17 protein-coding genes and 1 tRNA gene are annotated in these 14,403 nt (G+C 57.6%); 2 read left to right on the top strand and 16 right to left on the bottom strand.

Annotated features, from left to right (window positions below):
• Positions 1–42: 42 nt before the first annotated feature.
• The 5 genes from PH256_RS12705 to PH256_RS12685 form a co-directional block, all read right to left on the bottom strand.
• Positions 43–1,056 carry an ABC transporter ATP-binding protein gene (locus tag PH256_RS12705; protein ID WP_087184718.1) on the bottom strand — a complete coding sequence of 338 codons (1,014 nt, stop codon included), beginning with the start codon at positions 1,054–1,056 and terminating at the stop codon, positions 43–45.
• A complete protein-coding gene (locus PH256_RS12700) occupies positions 1,053–2,057 on the bottom strand; it encodes an ABC transporter ATP-binding protein (protein ID WP_087184717.1) in 1,005 nt (334 codons plus the stop codon). Before PH256_RS12700 ends, PH256_RS12705 begins: the two co-directional genes overlap by 4 nt.
• A gap of 18 nt (positions 2,058–2,075) precedes the next feature.
• Complete coding sequence (locus tag PH256_RS12695; RefSeq protein WP_087184722.1) at positions 2,076–3,122, bottom strand: ABC transporter permease; 1,047 nt, start codon at positions 3,120–3,122, stop codon at positions 2,076–2,078.
• 22 nt (positions 3,123–3,144) lie between these two features.
• On the bottom strand, positions 3,145–4,062 hold the full coding sequence (locus PH256_RS12690; RefSeq protein ID WP_087181362.1) for an ABC transporter permease: 918 nt from the start codon (positions 4,060–4,062) through the stop codon (positions 3,145–3,147).
• A 220-nt stretch (positions 4,063–4,282) separates the two neighbouring features.
• Complete coding sequence (locus tag PH256_RS12685; RefSeq protein WP_270914470.1) at positions 4,283–4,429, bottom strand: hypothetical protein; 147 nt, start codon at positions 4,427–4,429, stop codon at positions 4,283–4,285.
• A 341-nt stretch (positions 4,430–4,770) separates the two neighbouring features.
• On the opposite strand from PH256_RS12685, the gene PH256_RS12680 reads away from it, so the two are divergent.
• Both PH256_RS12680 and PH256_RS12675 read left to right on the top strand, forming a co-directional pair.
• Positions 4,771–4,847 (top strand) — tRNA-Arg (locus PH256_RS12680).
• 665 nt (positions 4,848–5,512) lie between these two features.
• Positions 5,513–6,133 (top strand): nuclease-related domain-containing protein, encoded by a 621-nt coding sequence (locus PH256_RS12675; RefSeq protein WP_087184716.1) that lies wholly within the window; start codon positions 5,513–5,515, stop codon positions 6,131–6,133.
• Between the two features lie 238 nt (positions 6,134–6,371).
• On the opposite strand, the gene PH256_RS12670 is transcribed toward PH256_RS12675, so the two are convergent.
• From PH256_RS12670 to PH256_RS12620, 11 genes are all read right to left on the bottom strand, one after another.
• Positions 6,372–6,494, bottom strand: coding sequence for a hypothetical protein (locus PH256_RS12670; RefSeq protein ID WP_270914469.1), 123 nt, complete (start codon positions 6,492–6,494; stop codon positions 6,372–6,374).
• Positions 6,495–6,805: 311 nt separating this feature from the next.
• Positions 6,806–7,531 carry a biotin--[acetyl-CoA-carboxylase] ligase gene (locus tag PH256_RS12665; RefSeq protein WP_270914468.1) on the bottom strand — a complete coding sequence of 242 codons (726 nt, stop codon included), beginning with the start codon at positions 7,529–7,531 and terminating at the stop codon, positions 6,806–6,808.
• Positions 7,525–8,013, bottom strand: coding sequence for a metallophosphoesterase family protein (locus PH256_RS12660; protein WP_087184713.1), 489 nt, complete (start codon positions 8,011–8,013; stop codon positions 7,525–7,527). Before PH256_RS12660 ends, PH256_RS12665 begins: the two co-directional genes overlap by 7 nt.
• On the bottom strand, positions 8,010–8,855 hold the full coding sequence (gene rsmI, locus PH256_RS12655; protein WP_270914467.1) for a 16S rRNA (cytidine(1402)-2'-O)-methyltransferase: 846 nt from the start codon (positions 8,853–8,855) through the stop codon (positions 8,010–8,012). Before rsmI ends, PH256_RS12660 begins: the two co-directional genes overlap by 4 nt.
• Before the next feature lie 36 nt (positions 8,856–8,891).
• On the bottom strand, positions 8,892–9,596 hold the full coding sequence (locus tag PH256_RS12650; protein ID WP_087184711.1) for a tRNA1(Val) (adenine(37)-N6)-methyltransferase: 705 nt from the start codon (positions 9,594–9,596) through the stop codon (positions 8,892–8,894).
• Between the two features lie 158 nt (positions 9,597–9,754).
• The gene (locus PH256_RS12645; RefSeq protein ID WP_058963413.1) at positions 9,755–9,925 is read right to left on the bottom strand and encodes a DUF362 domain-containing protein; all 171 of its coding nucleotides are present in this window, start codon (positions 9,923–9,925) and stop codon (positions 9,755–9,757) included.
• Between the two features lie 156 nt (positions 9,926–10,081).
• Positions 10,082–10,930, bottom strand: a complete 849-nt coding sequence (locus PH256_RS12640; protein ID WP_087184710.1) for a PSP1 domain-containing protein — start codon at positions 10,928–10,930, stop codon at positions 10,082–10,084.
• Positions 10,931–11,031: 101 nt separating this feature from the next.
• On the bottom strand, positions 11,032–11,931 hold the full coding sequence (locus PH256_RS12635; protein ID WP_087184709.1) for a hypothetical protein: 900 nt from the start codon (positions 11,929–11,931) through the stop codon (positions 11,032–11,034).
• Positions 11,931–12,254, bottom strand: coding sequence for a cyclic-di-AMP receptor (locus PH256_RS12630; protein WP_058963416.1), 324 nt, complete (start codon positions 12,252–12,254; stop codon positions 11,931–11,933). Before PH256_RS12630 ends, PH256_RS12635 begins: the two co-directional genes overlap by 1 nt.
• 142 nt (positions 12,255–12,396) lie before the next feature.
• Complete coding sequence (locus PH256_RS12625) at positions 12,397–13,047, bottom strand: rhomboid family intramembrane serine protease (protein WP_087184708.1); 651 nt, start codon at positions 13,045–13,047, stop codon at positions 12,397–12,399.
• Positions 13,048–13,526: 479 nt separating this feature from the next.
• Positions 13,527–14,390: a YitT family protein gene (locus PH256_RS12620; protein ID WP_242956167.1), complete on the bottom strand. Its 864-nt coding sequence runs from the start codon at positions 14,388–14,390 to the stop codon at positions 13,527–13,529.
• Positions 14,391–14,403: the final 13 nt, after the last annotated feature.

Raw genomic sequence — 14,403 nt, 5'->3', positions numbered from 1 at the left:
AAATCCCCACCGCAAATGCGGTGGGGATTCTTAAAAGCGCAATTATTTCACCCGATCCAGGTGGTGGCAGGCAGCCCAGTGGCCGGAGGAAACCTCCTTGAACTCGGGCACCTCGCAGGCGCACTGCTCATCTGCATAGGGGCAGCGGGTGCGGAAGCGGCAGCCGGAAGGGGGATTCAGCGGGCTGGGCACATCGCCCTCCAGCACGATACGCTTGGATTCCCGGGCGGTCTTGGGGTCCGCGATGGGAATAGCAGAGATCAGGCTGCGGGTGTAGGGATGCACGCTGTGGAAGGTCAGCTCGTAGCTGTCGGCCAGCTCCACCAGCTTGCCCAGGTACATAACGCCGATGCGGTTGGAAATGTGCTTCACGATGCTCAGATCGTGGGCAATGAACAGATAGGTCAGGCCCATCTCGCTCTGCAGGTCCTCAAACATGTTGACCACCTGCGCCTGGATGGAAACGTCCAGAGCAGAAACAGGCTCGTCACACACGATGAACTCGGGGTTCACCGCCAGGGCACGGGCAATGCCCACGCGCTGACGCTGGCCGCCGGAAAACTCGTGCGGATAGCGGTTGGCGTGCTCAGAGTTCAGGCCCACGCGCTGCAGCATGCTGATGATGCGGTCATGGCGGTCCTTATCGTTCTCGGCCAGCTTGTGGATGTCGATGGCCTCGCCCACGATGTCGCCGATGGTCATGCGGGGGTCCAGGGAAGCATAGGGGTCCTGGAACACGATCTGCATCTTACGGCGGTAGGGCAGCATGTCCACCGCGATCTTCTTCTCGGAATCGGGCAGCTTGCCGGAGTCGTAGATCACCTGACCGTCATAGATGATACGACCGTCGGTGGGCTCGTACAGGCGCAGCAGGGTACGGCCGGTGGTGGTCTTGCCGCAGCCGGACTCACCTACCAGACCCAGGGTCTCGCCCTTGTTGATGAAAAAGCTCACGTCGTCCACAGCCTGGACGTAGCGGCGCTTCTTGCCGAAGCCGCCTGCGTTGAAGTACTGCTGGAGGTGCTGGACCTCAACCAGTTTTTTCTGCTCGCTCATTCAGCTTTTCCTCCTTTGCCTTCAAACTCGGCCTTCTGCAGCAGCCAGCACTGGGTGTAATGGGTATCGCTCAGGTCAGTGCGCGGGGGCATCTGACGCAGGCAGATCTTCATGCAGCTCTTGCAGCGGGGCGCAAAGGGGCAGCCGGCAGGAGGATTCAGCAGGTCCACGGGGCTGCCTTCGATGGGCACCAGACGCTCCTTCTCCTTCTGGTTCAGCTTGGGGATGGAGTTAATCAGGCCCTTGGTGTATTCGTGCTTGGGATTGTAGAAGATTTCGTCGGTGGTGCCGTACTCAACAATCTTACCGGCGTACATAACAGCAATCTTCTCGCACATGCTGGCCACAACGCCCAGGTCGTGGGTGATCATGATGATGCTCATGCCCAGCTTTTTACGCAGTTCCATCATCAGCTCCAGAATCTGGGCCTGGATGGTCACGTCCAGAGCGGTGGTGGGCTCGTCGGCGATGAGCAGCTTGGGCTCACAGGCCAGAGCAATGGCGATCATAACACGCTGGCGCATACCGCCGGACAGCTCGTGCGGATACTGCTTCAGGCGGCGTTCGGGCTCGTTGATGCCCACCAGCTCCAGCAGCTCCTTGGCACGGGCGTAGGCAGCCTTCTTGTCCTTATTGGTATGCAGGCGCACCATTTCCACGATCTGGTTACCGATGGTGTACACCGGGTTCAGGCTGGTCATGGGGTCCTGGAAGATGATGGAGACCTCTTCGCCGCGCATCTTGCGGAATTCCTTCTCGGTCATCTTTTCCACTTCGTGGCCGTTAAAACGGATCTCGCCGCCGATCAGCTTGCCGGGGTAGGCGGTCAGGCCCATCAGAGAGTAGGCGGTAACAGACTTACCGGAACCAGACTCACCCACGATGCCCAGAACCTCGCCCTGCTTCATGGAGAAGGACACGTTGTTCAGCGCCTTCACCTCGCCCGCGGGGGTGAAGAAGGAGAGGCGTTCGTTTTTGATATCAAGCAAAAGATCACTCATGGTTCGCTTCTCCTTTCGTTAGTTTTTCAGCTTCGGGTCGAAGGCGTCACGCAGGCCGTCGCCCAGCAGGTTGAAGCTCAGGATGATCACACTGATGATGATCGCAGGCAGGAACAACAGGTGAGGATAGGTGTTCATACCCTTCAGCGCATCAGTGGCCAGGCTGCCCAGACTGGGCAGGGGAACCGCAACGCCCATGCCCAGGAAGCTCATGAAGCTCTCGGTGAAGATGGACGAGGGGATCTGCAGGGTAGTGGTAACGATCAGAGTACCGATGCAGTTGGTGAGCAGGTGCTTTTTGATAATGCGGCCATTGGAGGCGCCCAGAGCCCGGGCGGCGGTGACATACTCCGCCTCCTTCAGGGTCAGGATCTGGCTGCGCACGATACGGGCCATGCTGACCCAGTACAGCAGCGCAAACACGATGAAGATGCTGACCAGGTTGGGGCCCAGAGTCTGCAGCCAGCCGAAACCGGGGGCGTTTGCCAGGGTATCCAGAGGAGCCTTCAAGGCAAAACCCAGCAGAATAATCAGCAGAATGTCAGGAATGGTGTAGATGATATCGGTGATACGCATCATGATCATATCCACCCAGCCGCCGAAGAAGGCGGAGATGGAGCCGTAGATGGAACCGATGACCAGAATCATGGCGCTGGCCACGATACCAACCAGCAGGCTGATCCGGGCGCCGATCATCAGACGGATGGCGTAGTCACGGCCCAGCTTGTCGGTGCCTGCAATGTGGGGGAACACGCTCTCGCCGGCGGCGATGCGCTCCAGCTCCTGGGCGGAATACTCCATGGGAGCCAGGTTCTCGCTGCCGCGTACCTGCTGCTCATAGCTGTAGGGGTAGAACATGGGCACGATGAAGGCGCAGAACATGATGATAAGGATGACCACCAGGCTGACCATAGCGATCTTGTTTTTGCGGAAACGGCGCATGCCGTCCTTCCAGAAGCTCACGCTTTCGCGCATGACCACCAGGCTTTCCTGCTCATCCTTGGAGGCGGGCAGAAAATCTTCCGGCTTCAGGTCCAGCTGAAAGCTCAAAGGATTCTTTTGCATATCCATTTTTTCTGTATCCTCCTTACTTCAGCTTGATGCGCGGGTCGATGATCTTGTACAGGATATCAACAACCACGTTGATGGCGATGACCAGAGCAGCCAGGAAGATGGTGGTGCCCATGATCATCATGTAGTCGCGGTTGGTGATGGCGGAAACGAACTCACGGCCCAGACCGGGGATGGTGAAGATCTTTTCCACAACGAAGGAACCAACCAGCAGACCGGCCAGCATGGGACCAACATAGGTAACAACCGGCAGGATGGCGTTACGCAGGGCATGCTTGAACAGGGTCTTGAAGCCGGACACACCCTTGGCACGGGCGGTACGCATGTAATCCTGGCCCATAACGTCCAGCAGGCTGGAACGCATCAGACGGGCGATATAGGCAGTGGGGTAGAAGGCCAGAGCGGTCACCGGCATAATATAAGAAGCCGGCGAATCCAGGCCGATCGTTGGCAATAGCTTGAGCTTTGAACCAAATGTATAGATCAGTACCGAGCTGGTAACGAAGCTGGGTACCGCGATGCCGCAGGTGGCAAAGAAAATGATCAGGTTATCGGCCCACTTGCCGCGATGGTAGGCAGCCAGACAGCCCATGGGGATACCCACGACCAGAGCAACCACCACAGCGGTGCCGCCCAGGCTGGCGGAAACCGGGAACTTGGTGGCGATAATGTCGCTCACGTCACGGCCGCGCTGCTTCAGGCTGGGACCGAAGTCACCATGCAGGGCGTTGACCAGGTAGTTCTTGTACTGCACCAGGACCGGCTGATCCAGGCCGTATTTTGCTTCCAGCGCGGCCATAGCCTGTGCGCTGATGGCTTTTTCCGACATGAAGGGACCGCCGGGAACGGCCTGCATGAGGAAAAAGGTGAGGGTCGCCACGATGAACAGGCTCAGAAGACCCATGGCGATGCGCTTGATGGCGTATTTTACCATCTCTTTCACTCCTTATCATCTTTAACCTTTGCCCGCGCGCTGCGGGTAAACGCTCGAATCAAAATACGCGCAGAACTGACCGTCTCTCAAAAACAAGCGCCCCCGCCGCACAGCTTTTTCACTGTGCGTTTGCTGAGAACGCCGTGCTGTTTGTTTGACGGTATTGGGAACTGCGCGTACACAGATACAAAATATATACTACTTTATCCCGCTAAATTTGTCAACGCTCTTTTTCAAATTTTCGCTGCATTTCTTTGAAAAACGAGCCTTCTTTTCCCATTCCAAGGCCATTTTCCCAGCCGCTGTATATCTTTTTGTCTTTAGTATAGTAGCATAAGCGCAGAATTTGTATGCGCTTGGAATACATATTTTTTCATTCTGCACAAAATCACAGCTGTTTGCTTACTGACAACACTTCCTCTGCAAACAAACAAGGAAAAAGTGTGAAAAAAAGGTGAAAATCCGAATTTTCACCCCTTTTCAAGGGGTGCATGCCCAAGGAAGCCAGAAAAGGCCCGCCGGCTAAGGCCAGGCACTTTGTTTTTACTGCGGTAGGAACACGCCTTTTGATCGGTGACTGAACGGCCGAAAAAGGGGCAAATTGGGACCCGCAAAAAAAATTCAAAAAAATTTGAAAAAAGCGTTGACAATCGAAAGGGAATCTGATAATATATTTCTTGCACCGCACAAGACGGTTGCAAACGAGATGCGCTGGTAGCTCAGTTGGATAGAGTGTCTGACTACGAATCAGAAGGTCAGGGGTTCGAATCCCTTCCAGCGCACCATCAGAACCTGCAAGCTGAAGAGCTTGCGGGTTCTTTTGTTTTCACCGATCTTTCCGGGGATTCGAACCCGAAAGGGTGCTCGGCGTGAAGAAAACCTGCCGGTGGCAGGTTTTTAGCCGGGCTGCGCGCAGAAGCTACGCTTCAAGCGCCGCAGGGGTTTCCCTCTGGGGAAAGCCCTGCCAAATCCCTTCCAGCGCACCATCAGAACCTGCAAGCTGAAAAGCTTGCGGGTTCTTTTGTTTTCACCAGCCTTTCCGGGGATTCGAACCCGAAAGGGTGCTCGGCGTGAAGAAAACCTGCCAGTGGCAGGTTTTTAGCCGGGCTGCGGCGCAGAAGCTACGCTTCAAGCGCCGCAGGGATTTCCCTCTGGGGAAAGCCCTGCCAAATTCCTTCCAGCGCACCATCAGAACCTGCAAGCTGAAAAGCTTGCGGGTTCTTTTGTTTTTCACCAAACTTTCCGGGGATTCGAACCCGAAAGGGTGCTCGGCGTAAAGATCGGCTGCGGGCGAAACAGCCCGCAGCTTTTTATTTCTTCCGGTGTTTGCTCTCCCATCCGCCGGGGCAGGGGAGCCGTTGCAATTAGGGCGCGCCTTTGTTACAATAGAAATATTCTGATGCAAATCAGGCGCGGGCGCACCGCGCCATGAAAAAGGAGTGTTTCGATCATGACCCCTGAACTGATCATTCAGATCGCGGCGGTAGTGGTGGTAATTGTCATCTTCGGCGTTGCCGTGTACCTGCTGAGCCCCGCGCGCAAAACCGAAAAGGCCGCCAAGACCGGACCTATCCCGGACGACGAGCACGAAAACGCCGAGGCGGTGCTGCGGCAGCTGCGCCGGTATGCGGCCACCAACGAGTTCCGTGTGGTGGAGCCGGTTCACATTGAGAATTCCAAGGCCAGTGCAGATCTGGATGCCCTGCTGGTGGGCTGGTTCGGCGTTCTGGGTGTGAAATGCCTGGGATACGGCGGAACCATCTACGGCCAGGCTTCCGATGCGGAATGGGTGCAGGAGATGAACGGCCAGCGCCGGACCTTCGCCAATCCCCTGAAGCGGGCCGAGCAGAGTGCCCGTGCAGTACGGCAAGCTCTGTTTGAGGCCAAGATCAAAAATGTTCCGGTGGAGACCGTTGTGGTGTTTACCGGTAAAAAGACTCAGCTGGCGCTGCCCCGGTCCTGCGGGCATTACACCATCGAGCAGTTCTCCACCTACTTAAAGTCTGTTCATTTTGAAGAGGATAAAAAGGTGGAAGTGGAGCCGGTGGCTGCCGCGCTCAGTGCCAAGTAATTCATACTTGCATTTCAGCCGGTGTGCAGCGCACACCGGCTTATTTTTGTCCAAATTTTGTCTGCTTTGCAATTTACAAAATGTTCATAGTGCTTTAAAACTTCTTCCGCAACTTGTGGGTATACTAAGAATTACAGAACAGCGGAGCCGCAACCGATGTTCTGTACATGATTCCTCCTCACACCAAAGCGATACCCCTTACACCCCTCCGTGGTCCGCAAGCACGGAGGGGCATTTTTTATCTACCCGACCGGTAATCGGAACGGATACGCTCACCCTTGCGCACCCGGTTTTCCTCAGCGATGGCCGCCAGCACCCTTTTTTTGTCTACCCGACCGGTGGCCGGAACGGATACATTCATCTTTTCGCACCCGGTTTTCCTCAGCAATGGCCGTCAGCACCCTTTTTGTCTACCCGACCGGTGGCCGAAACGGATACGTTCATCTTTTCGCACCCGGTTTTCCTCAGCAATGACCGTCAGCACCCTTTTTGTCTACCCGACCGGTGGCCGAAACGGATACGTTCATCTTTTCACACCCGGTTTTCCTCAGCAACGACCGCCAAGCACCCTTTTGTTTGCCCGGCAGCAATACCATATAAAAAACAAAACAGCCCATGGATGAGCAGCATCTCTTTTTGCTGCCCATCCATGGGCTGTCTTTTTATTTTCTGTCATTTTGCGCCGTAGATGCCCTGCACAGTCACCTCTCCGGTGAATACCGCCTGTGTTCCTCCGTCAGTATCCACCACCAGGCGGCCCGCTTCGTCCACGTCCACCGCCCGGCCTTCACCGCCATCAAAGCTTACCCTGCGGCCCAGATTGGCGCAACGGGCCAGATATTCCTCCCGCACCGCTGCAAACCCTTGCTGGTAAAAGCTCTCCAGGCCTTCGGCAAAGATCTTGCTCATTGCCTGCGCCAGCCGTTCCGGTGTATCCGCATCCGGCATATGCCCCAGGATCTGCGCCGCCGAGACCCCATGCGTCAGTCCGTTTTGGGTAAAATACGCTGCATCCTGCATCAGATTGATCCCGATGCCGCAGAGAATCGCCCCCTGCGCTGCCTCACACAGAATGCCGCCCAGCTTTTTTCCCTGCCAGATCAGGTCATTGGGCCATTTTACCTGGCAGCACACCCCCAGCTGTTCCTCCAGCGCCTGCGCCGCCGCCAGACTGGCCGCCAGCGGAAGCGCCGCCGGGTCTGCCATAGGCCTTCTGCACACCACCGTATAATACAGACCCTGGCCCGGCGCGTTGGCCCAGGCCCGGCCGCGTCGGCCACGCCCTGCGGTCTGACAGGTGGTATACACTGCAAACCCATCCGAAAGCCGGTCCAGTTGCCGGCGGCACCAGCTGTTGGTGCTGTCCGTCTCGGGAACAAACAGGGGAGCGCTTACCATATGATCAGTTCCTTGTGCTGGAGATTGAATTCTCCATTCTCATACAGCTCCAGAATACCATAGCTGGGCCCGCCGAAACGGGGCGCTCCGATGCTGCCCGGGTTGAACAGGGTCACGCCATCTCGCTGTTCCAGCGTGGGCAGGTGCGTGTGGCCGAACAGGCCAATGGCCGCCCCCCGGTCCTTCACCGCCCGGGCGTAGTCATCCAGCGTATACTTGACCCCATAGTGGTGGCCATGGCAGAAGAAGACCAGGTTGTGTTCAAACACCTCCAAGGCCTCCGCCGGGTACAGCGAGGAAAAATCACAGTTGCCCCGCACCGAATAGACCGGCAGGCTGCAGCCCTCCGTCTGCAGGCGCTCGATGTCCTTCAGGCCATCGCCCAGAAAGATGATGCCTTTCGCATGGGGATGAGCCTCCACCGCTTTCTGTACCAGCGGATAACAGCCGTGGCTGTCGGATAAAATCAGAATCTCTTTCATTCCGCATCCTCCTTGATCAGCAGGCGATAGACCTGGCTTTTGGAAAAGGCCGTACCCTGGGCGGCCTGCTTTGCCGCCGCGCTGGGAGGCATTCCCTGCTCCATCAGCCTGCGGGCGGCCTGAGCGGCCTGCTCCAGCGTAATCTGCTCCTGAGGGGCAGTAACGGCTTCGCCGCCCGCCACCACCAGCACATACTCGCCCCGGGGTGCATTGTCCCGGTAGTATGCGCAGGCCTCGGCCAGCGTGGTTTTGCGGATCTCCTCATGCAGCTTGGTCAGCTCCCGGGTCAGAGTGATGCTTCGCTGCCCGCCGAAGGTCTTTTCCAGATCCTCCAGCGTGCCCTTTAATTTATGAGGGGCTTCATAAAAAATCATGGTGCGCGTCTCGCCCACCAGGCTTTCCAGCCGCTGCTTGCGGGGCTTTGCCGCCACCGGCAAAAAGCCCTCAAACACAAAGCGGCTGGTATCCTGCCCGGAGACAGCCAGCGCCGTAACGCAGGCAGAGGCCGCCGGGACCGGCACCACCGGAATCCCCTGCGCCAGCGCGTCCCGCACGATCTCCTCGCCCGGGTCCGAGATGGCAGGCATGCCCGCGTCGCTGCACAACGCACAGCTTTCGCCGGCCGCAATCCGGTCCAGAATATACTGGCCCTTTTCCTTTGTATTGTGCTCGTAGTAGCTCACCAGCGGCTTCTTTAGCCCCAGGTGATTGAGCAGCTTCAGCGTGACGCGGGTATCCTCAGCGGCAACAAAATCCACGCTGCCGAAGGTGGCGGCGGCGCGGGGGGTCATGTCGTTCAGGTTACCGATGGGCGTTGCCACGATATACAGTGTTCCGGCCATAACTGGCTCCTCCTTGGGTTGCTCTGGACAGGGCGGTCACATGCCCTGCCGGTAGATGGCCTGCAGCTGCAGGCTGGGGCGGCCGGTCTCGTCGGCCATATAGATATCCGGCTCATACCGTAAGCCGGGTTTTCGGTTTTTCTGTGCTTCCAGCAAAAACAGCCAGGGGGCATCCTTCGGTGTCTGCTTGGCGAACACCAGCCGCTTGGGCTCCAGCCCCGCGGCGCTCAGGATGCAGCAGGTGCGGGCCAGATGCTCCGGCCGGTTGCACATGGCAAAGCGCCCGCCGTCCCGCAGCAGGCGTGCCGCAGCGGCCGCCACCTGCTCCAGCGTACAGCCGCCCTCATGGCGGGCAGTGGCCCGTGCAGCCTCCGGGCTCACGTAGCCTCCGGTGAAGTAGGGGGGATTAGCCGCCACCAGATGGTAACCGCCGTCCGCCGCCAGCTCGTTCAGATCCCGGTTCAGCGGGCGGATGTGATCACATTCCGGCTGGGCCGCCACCGCCTGCTCCAGCAGGCCGGTACCCTCGGCGTCCAGCTCCACCGAAAGGCATTCGCCCCGGTGGCCAAGGTCATGCCAGCGCAGCGCCACAATACCGCAGCCACTGCAAAGATCCACCGCCCGTTCCGCCCGCCGGGGCCGGCAAAAGCCGGACAGCAGCATGGCATCGGTTCCGAAGCGATGGTTCTCACTGATAAACACCTTGGTCCCATTATACAAAGTTTCGGCGGAATGTGCCATAGAAAAACGCTCCCTGAAACAAAAATAGAGGGAATGGCGGCCGGAATGACACACGAAACCGGCTTCCCCCTGCCTTGAAAAACATGGCCCACAACAAAAAAGCGGCGGGCCGAAAAGCCACGCCACTTTTTGTTCTTTGCCAGTGCAAAAAGAGCAGATTAGCCCTCTTCGATCGCACCAACAGGGCAAGCGCCGGCGCAGGTGCCGCAGGAAATGCAGCTGTCAGCGTCGATCACGTACTTGCCGTCGCCCTCGCTGATAGCGCTGACAGGGCACTCGCCGGCACAGGTGCCGCAAGAAACGCAAGAATCGTTGATAGAGTAAGCCATGTTTCATCTCTCCTTTATCTCTGCACTTTTTTCCACAGGCGCGATGCGCCCCATCCGTGCAGAGAATGCAGCGCGGCCCTGAAAGAGCGAACTCTTTCTTGGGTTTATTGTAGCATAAATTTGCAAAAGTTCAAGTGGTTGGCCTGGATTTCCGTCTCACTCCTGGTCCGGGTCGGGAGCCTTGGGGGCCCGTTTTCCGCCCCGCAGGTAGACGCATTCACTGCGCCGGAAATACTTGGGCGCCAGCGATTCGTTCAGCGGACGCACCTTGAGCATGCCGCTCACCGGGTTCGCCTCCACCACAACACCCTCGAATTCCGGGGTGCGCACCACACTGCCGTTCATGGGGGTGATGCTGTTCAGATACTCATAGGCCTTCTGCTCGTAGGCAAGGCAGCACATAAGGCGGCCGCAGCTGCCGCTGATCTTGGTGGGATTCAGGCTCAGGCCCTGCTCCTTGGCCATTTTGATGCTCACCGGCTGGAAATCCTTCAAAAACCGGCTGCAGCAGAAGGGCTGGCCGCAGATGCCCAGACCACCCAGCATCTTGCTCTCGTCACGCACACCGATCTGGCGCAGCTCGATGCGGGTGTGGAACACGCCCGCCAGGTCCTTGACCAGATCCCGGAAGTCGATGCGGCCATCCGCCGTGAAATAAAATACGATCTTGGTGCGGTCCAGATTGTACTCGGCCTCCACCAGCTTCATCTCCAGCTTGTGGGCGGCAATGCGCTGGGTGCAGATCTCAAAGGCGGTCTTTTCGTCCGCCCGGTTCTTCTCCATGCGGCGGATGTCCACCGCGTCGGCCATGCGCTTGACGGTTTTCAGCTCCCGCACCACCTGGCTGTCCGGAATCTCCTTGGGACCGGCCACCACCTCGCCGCACTCGATGCCGCGGGCAGTCTCCACGATCACATGGTCGCCGGTCTGCACATCCAGATCCGCCGGGTCAAAATAGTAGGCCTTTCCGCCTGCTTTAAAACGAACGGAGATCACTTTTTTCATAGTTTGTTTCTCACTTTGCCCTGCCGCGCCGGGCGGATGGTGTCACGTCTTTTGCCTGCGGCTTTGGTTTGGGCAAAAGGTTCAAAAGGGTAGGGAAGGGCTCACCGGGCGATGCGCGCCGCCAGCAGGGTGAGCAGCAGTTTCTGGTTCAGGTTGCGGTTCATATTCTGCAGTGCCTCGCCGCACTGGCTGGCGGTACGTGCCGCCTGATGGGCGCTCATGCCGAAGCGTCCGGCTCCCGCCAGCTCGGCGGCGGCCACGCTGGCCAGATCCGCCAGCAGCCGGGCCGTGGCGGGCTTATCCTTTTCGTATCCGGCCAGAAGCTGCATCAGCCGGTAGCGGTCGCCCTTTGCCACCGCCTGAGCCAGCTGGCAGGCAGTTTCAAAGCTCTGGGCAGCCTGAGGCTCCCGGGCGGCAGCGGCGGCCCGGCCGATGTGGCCGTCATACACCGCAGCCAGCAGCTCCGGGTCCTTGCAGTCCGGGCAATTCTCCCTCAGCCACGCCACGCATTCCTGCCGGGTGACCGGGGCGATGGGGTAGATGGCGCACCGGCTGCGGATGGTAGGCAGCACTGCCGCCGCACTGGTGGCAGTGAGCACGAACAGCACCCCTTCCGGGGGCTCCTCCAGCACCTTCAGCAGCGCGTTCGCACTGGAGGCATTCATCTTCTGGGCGCCGTAAAAAATCACCGCTCGCCCGTTGGCGGACAGCGCGGTCTCGAACACCTTGCGGCGCACCTGGCGCACCGCGTCGATGCGGATCTCACCGGAAGCACCCTCGCCCCGCACCTCGATGCATTCGGCAGCCCGGCCCTCCATCACCGCATTTGCCTGCGGGCCTCCCTCGGGGTAGAGGTAGTCAGCGGCCAGGCATCGGGCGGCGAAACCGGAACCGCAGCCCGCCTCGCCGCACAGCAAAACACTATGAGAAAGCCGCCCTGCGCGCAGGGCGGCCTGCAAACTTTCTTTCAGGGCCTGGTTGCCCCGAAACGCATCCAGCATCACAGCTTCTCAAAGCGCTCCACGTTGGTCACAAAGACGGTGGCGCCGCCCACGGTGACCTGCAGCGGGTAAGCAGTGGCCACGCCGATGCCGTAGCTGGCGGTGCTGGGCACAACCTCGGTGCGCTGCTTGCAGCACTTGGAGATCAGGCCGATGCACTCATCCACCTTCTCATCGTCGGTACCGATCATCAGGGTCATATTCCCCGCCATCAGAAATCCGCCGGTGGTGGACAAACGGGTAACGGAAAAACCAGCCTTGATGAGCTCGTTACAAACGTTCTTGGAGTCCTCTTTATTTACAATGGCAGTGATCATTTTCATAACAGCAGTTCCCCTTTCGGCAGGCCCGCACGGTTTGTTTGGGCAGTGGTTCCGCCCGGCGCATAAAATATGGGCCCGTTTCTTTCATTATAGCACGCAAGTCTTCAAATTGCCAGAAAAGCAGCCGCAGTTTTTGCCGCTTTTATTGCCTCCACTGATTCTGCCAGGCCTTACGGCGGCGGTAATCAGTGACCTTCTGGCGCAGCCGGCCGATGCCGCCCTTGCCGAAGAAGATCCAGAAGCCCAGAAGACCCGCCAGCATGGCCAGCTTCTGGCCAAGAGGCGCAACAATCCACTGAAGCAGATACAGCACCGCCGAAATCCAGCCCAGCCATTTCACCTTGACCGGCACCACAAAGAACAGCAGCAGCTGGGTTTCCGGATAAAGGTAGGCAAAGGCGAAGAACAAGGAATAGTACAGTGCCGTATTGCCGGCGGAACCGGTGATCAGACAGCCCAGCCAGGCACCCACTATACCGAGCAGGAAATAAACCGTGAACTTAAAGCTTCCCCAGGTTCGCTCCAGTGCGGAACCCAACCAGTACAGCAGATAGATCTCCAGCGCCACATAGATGGGGTTGGTGGTCAGCGGAGGCAGGAACACAAAGCTCACCAGCCGCCACACCTGCCCCGCAAACAACCCGGACCGATTCAGGGACAAAAGGAAATACAGCGGATAATATGCAAACATGATCACCAGCCAGACAATTGCCTGACCGGCTGCCACATACAGCATCAGATTCGGAATACCGAAACGGCCAAAGCGCCGCTCCAATTTATAAAGCCAATTCATGCGCAGCACGCTCCTTTTTGCTCAGTTTCGTTTACTTTACCAGAAAATAATCCATTTGAAAAGCCTTTTGAGGCGAATGATTTGTTTTTGTTGTATGAACACCCGTTGAAAAGTTTTCAACGTTTTCCACCGAGATCCCAACATTCCTTTCTCGATTATTCAACGAAACGTTGAACTTAACGGTGTTTTCCACCCGTTTTGTTGAAAACTCAGGGCTTTTCACAGGGTTTTAAACACTTTCAACATACTTTTCAACATCTCCTCGAAAAACTCTTCGTATAACCAGTGGGGAAAACTCTGTTTATTTTTTGATGAAAATTCACTTTCCGGTCTTATGGAATGGATTTTTCGCGCAATTTCGAGCAGAAAAGGGATTTTTTCCCTGCGAAAAAAAGAGGCTGCCATCCCCAGTGGAACGGCAGCCTGTATCCCTGGAAAAAAGGGAACATTCGTCTTTATTTTTTGTCTTTCACGCTTTCTCAGTGCTTTTCTTCCAGCGCGTGGAAACCCTCGCCGAAGACCTCGTTCGCCTCACAGATCATCACCATGGCCCGGGGGTCCACCCGATGCGCCGCCTGGCGCACCTTGAATACCTCGTTGTTGGAGCAGGCACACAGAACCATATCCTTTTTGGTGCCGGAATAGCTTCCGGTCACATCCACCAGTGTGGCGCCGCGCTCCACCGCCCGGTCGATCTCCTTTGCCACCTCCCGGCCGTAATCGGTAATGATCATGGCCAGCTTGCCGCTGCCTGCACCGTACATGATCTTATCCATCACGATGGTGAGGGCAAACACTGAAATCATGCCGTACAGTGCCGAATCGATATCGCCGAAGGCGGGCACGCCCAGAAAGATGATGACCGCATCCATAATCATGCTGATCTGTCCGAAGCTGAAATGGGGTGCCTTGCGCTTGGCAGCATGGATCAGGAAATCCGCGCCGCCGGTGGAGGAGTTGCGCATATAAATAATAGCCAGACCCGCCCCCATCAAGATGCCGCTGAATACCGCAGCCAGCAGCCGGTTGCTGTCATAAACAGGGAAGAGGGGCAAAATGCCGTCGATGATGATGGTACTGATGATCATGGTGCGCAGGCTCTTCATAAAGAACCGCCGGCCCAGAATACGGAAGGTACACAGGATGATGGGGATATTGAGCACCAGGGTCATGGTACCGATGGGCAACCCGGTAAGAAAGTTAATGATCAGCGCCAGGCCCGAAAGTCCGCCGGGTGCGAAGCCGCCCTTTGCCGCAAAGGTGTATACACCCACGCCAAACAGGATGCTGCCCACTGTCTCAAAGAGCACATCCATCAAGAATTCCTTGCGTTTTTCCGCCACACTGATTTCCTCC

The sequence above is a fragment of the Allofournierella sp. CML151 genome (genome assembly GCF_027853465.1).
Classification (GTDB): domain Bacteria; phylum Bacillota; class Clostridia; order Oscillospirales; family Ruminococcaceae; genus Allofournierella.
This window is presented reverse-complemented; position numbering and strand designations above follow the sequence as displayed.

What these genes read in the sequence shown, in the direction of transcription:
- PH256_RS12705 (WP_087184718.1), bottom strand. Translation starts at nt 1,056, where the DNA reads ATGAGCGAGCAGAAAAAACTGGTTGAGGTCCAGCACCTCCAGCAGTAC.
- PH256_RS12700 (WP_087184717.1), bottom strand. Translation starts at nt 2,057, where the DNA reads ATGAGTGATCTTTTGCTTGATATCAAAAACGAACGCCTCTCCTTCTTC.
- PH256_RS12695 (WP_087184722.1), bottom strand. Translation starts at nt 3,122, where the DNA reads ATGCAAAAGAATCCTTTGAGCTTTCAGCTGGACCTGAAGCCGGAAGAT.
- PH256_RS12690 (WP_087181362.1), bottom strand. Translation starts at nt 4,062, where the DNA reads ATGGTAAAATACGCCATCAAGCGCATCGCCATGGGTCTTCTGAGCCTG.
- PH256_RS12685 (WP_270914470.1), bottom strand. Translation starts at nt 4,429, where the DNA reads ATGTATTCCAAGCGCATACAAATTCTGCGCTTATGCTACTATACTAAA.
- PH256_RS12675 (WP_087184716.1), top strand. Translation starts at nt 5,513, where the DNA reads ATGACCCCTGAACTGATCATTCAGATCGCGGCGGTAGTGGTGGTAATT.
- PH256_RS12670 (WP_270914469.1), bottom strand. Translation starts at nt 6,494, where the DNA reads ATGAATGTATCCGTTCCGGCCACCGGTCGGGTAGACAAAAAAAGGGTG.
- PH256_RS12665 (WP_270914468.1), bottom strand. Translation starts at nt 7,531, where the DNA reads ATGGTAAGCGCTCCCCTGTTTGTTCCCGAGACGGACAGCACCAACAGC.
- PH256_RS12660 (WP_087184713.1), bottom strand. Translation starts at nt 8,013, where the DNA reads ATGAAAGAGATTCTGATTTTATCCGACAGCCACGGCTGTTATCCGCTG.
- rsmI (WP_270914467.1), bottom strand. Translation starts at nt 8,855, where the DNA reads ATGGCCGGAACACTGTATATCGTGGCAACGCCCATCGGTAACCTGAAC.
- PH256_RS12650 (WP_087184711.1), bottom strand. Translation starts at nt 9,596, where the DNA reads ATGGCACATTCCGCCGAAACTTTGTATAATGGGACCAAGGTGTTTATC.
- PH256_RS12645 (WP_058963413.1), bottom strand. Translation starts at nt 9,925, where the DNA reads ATGGCTTACTCTATCAACGATTCTTGCGTTTCTTGCGGCACCTGTGCC.
- PH256_RS12640 (WP_087184710.1), bottom strand. Translation starts at nt 10,930, where the DNA reads ATGAAAAAAGTGATCTCCGTTCGTTTTAAAGCAGGCGGAAAGGCCTAC.
- PH256_RS12635 (WP_087184709.1), bottom strand. Translation starts at nt 11,931, where the DNA reads ATGCTGGATGCGTTTCGGGGCAACCAGGCCCTGAAAGAAAGTTTGCAG.
- PH256_RS12630 (WP_058963416.1), bottom strand. Translation starts at nt 12,254, where the DNA reads ATGAAAATGATCACTGCCATTGTAAATAAAGAGGACTCCAAGAACGTT.
- PH256_RS12625 (WP_087184708.1), bottom strand. Translation starts at nt 13,047, where the DNA reads ATGAATTGGCTTTATAAATTGGAGCGGCGCTTTGGCCGTTTCGGTATT.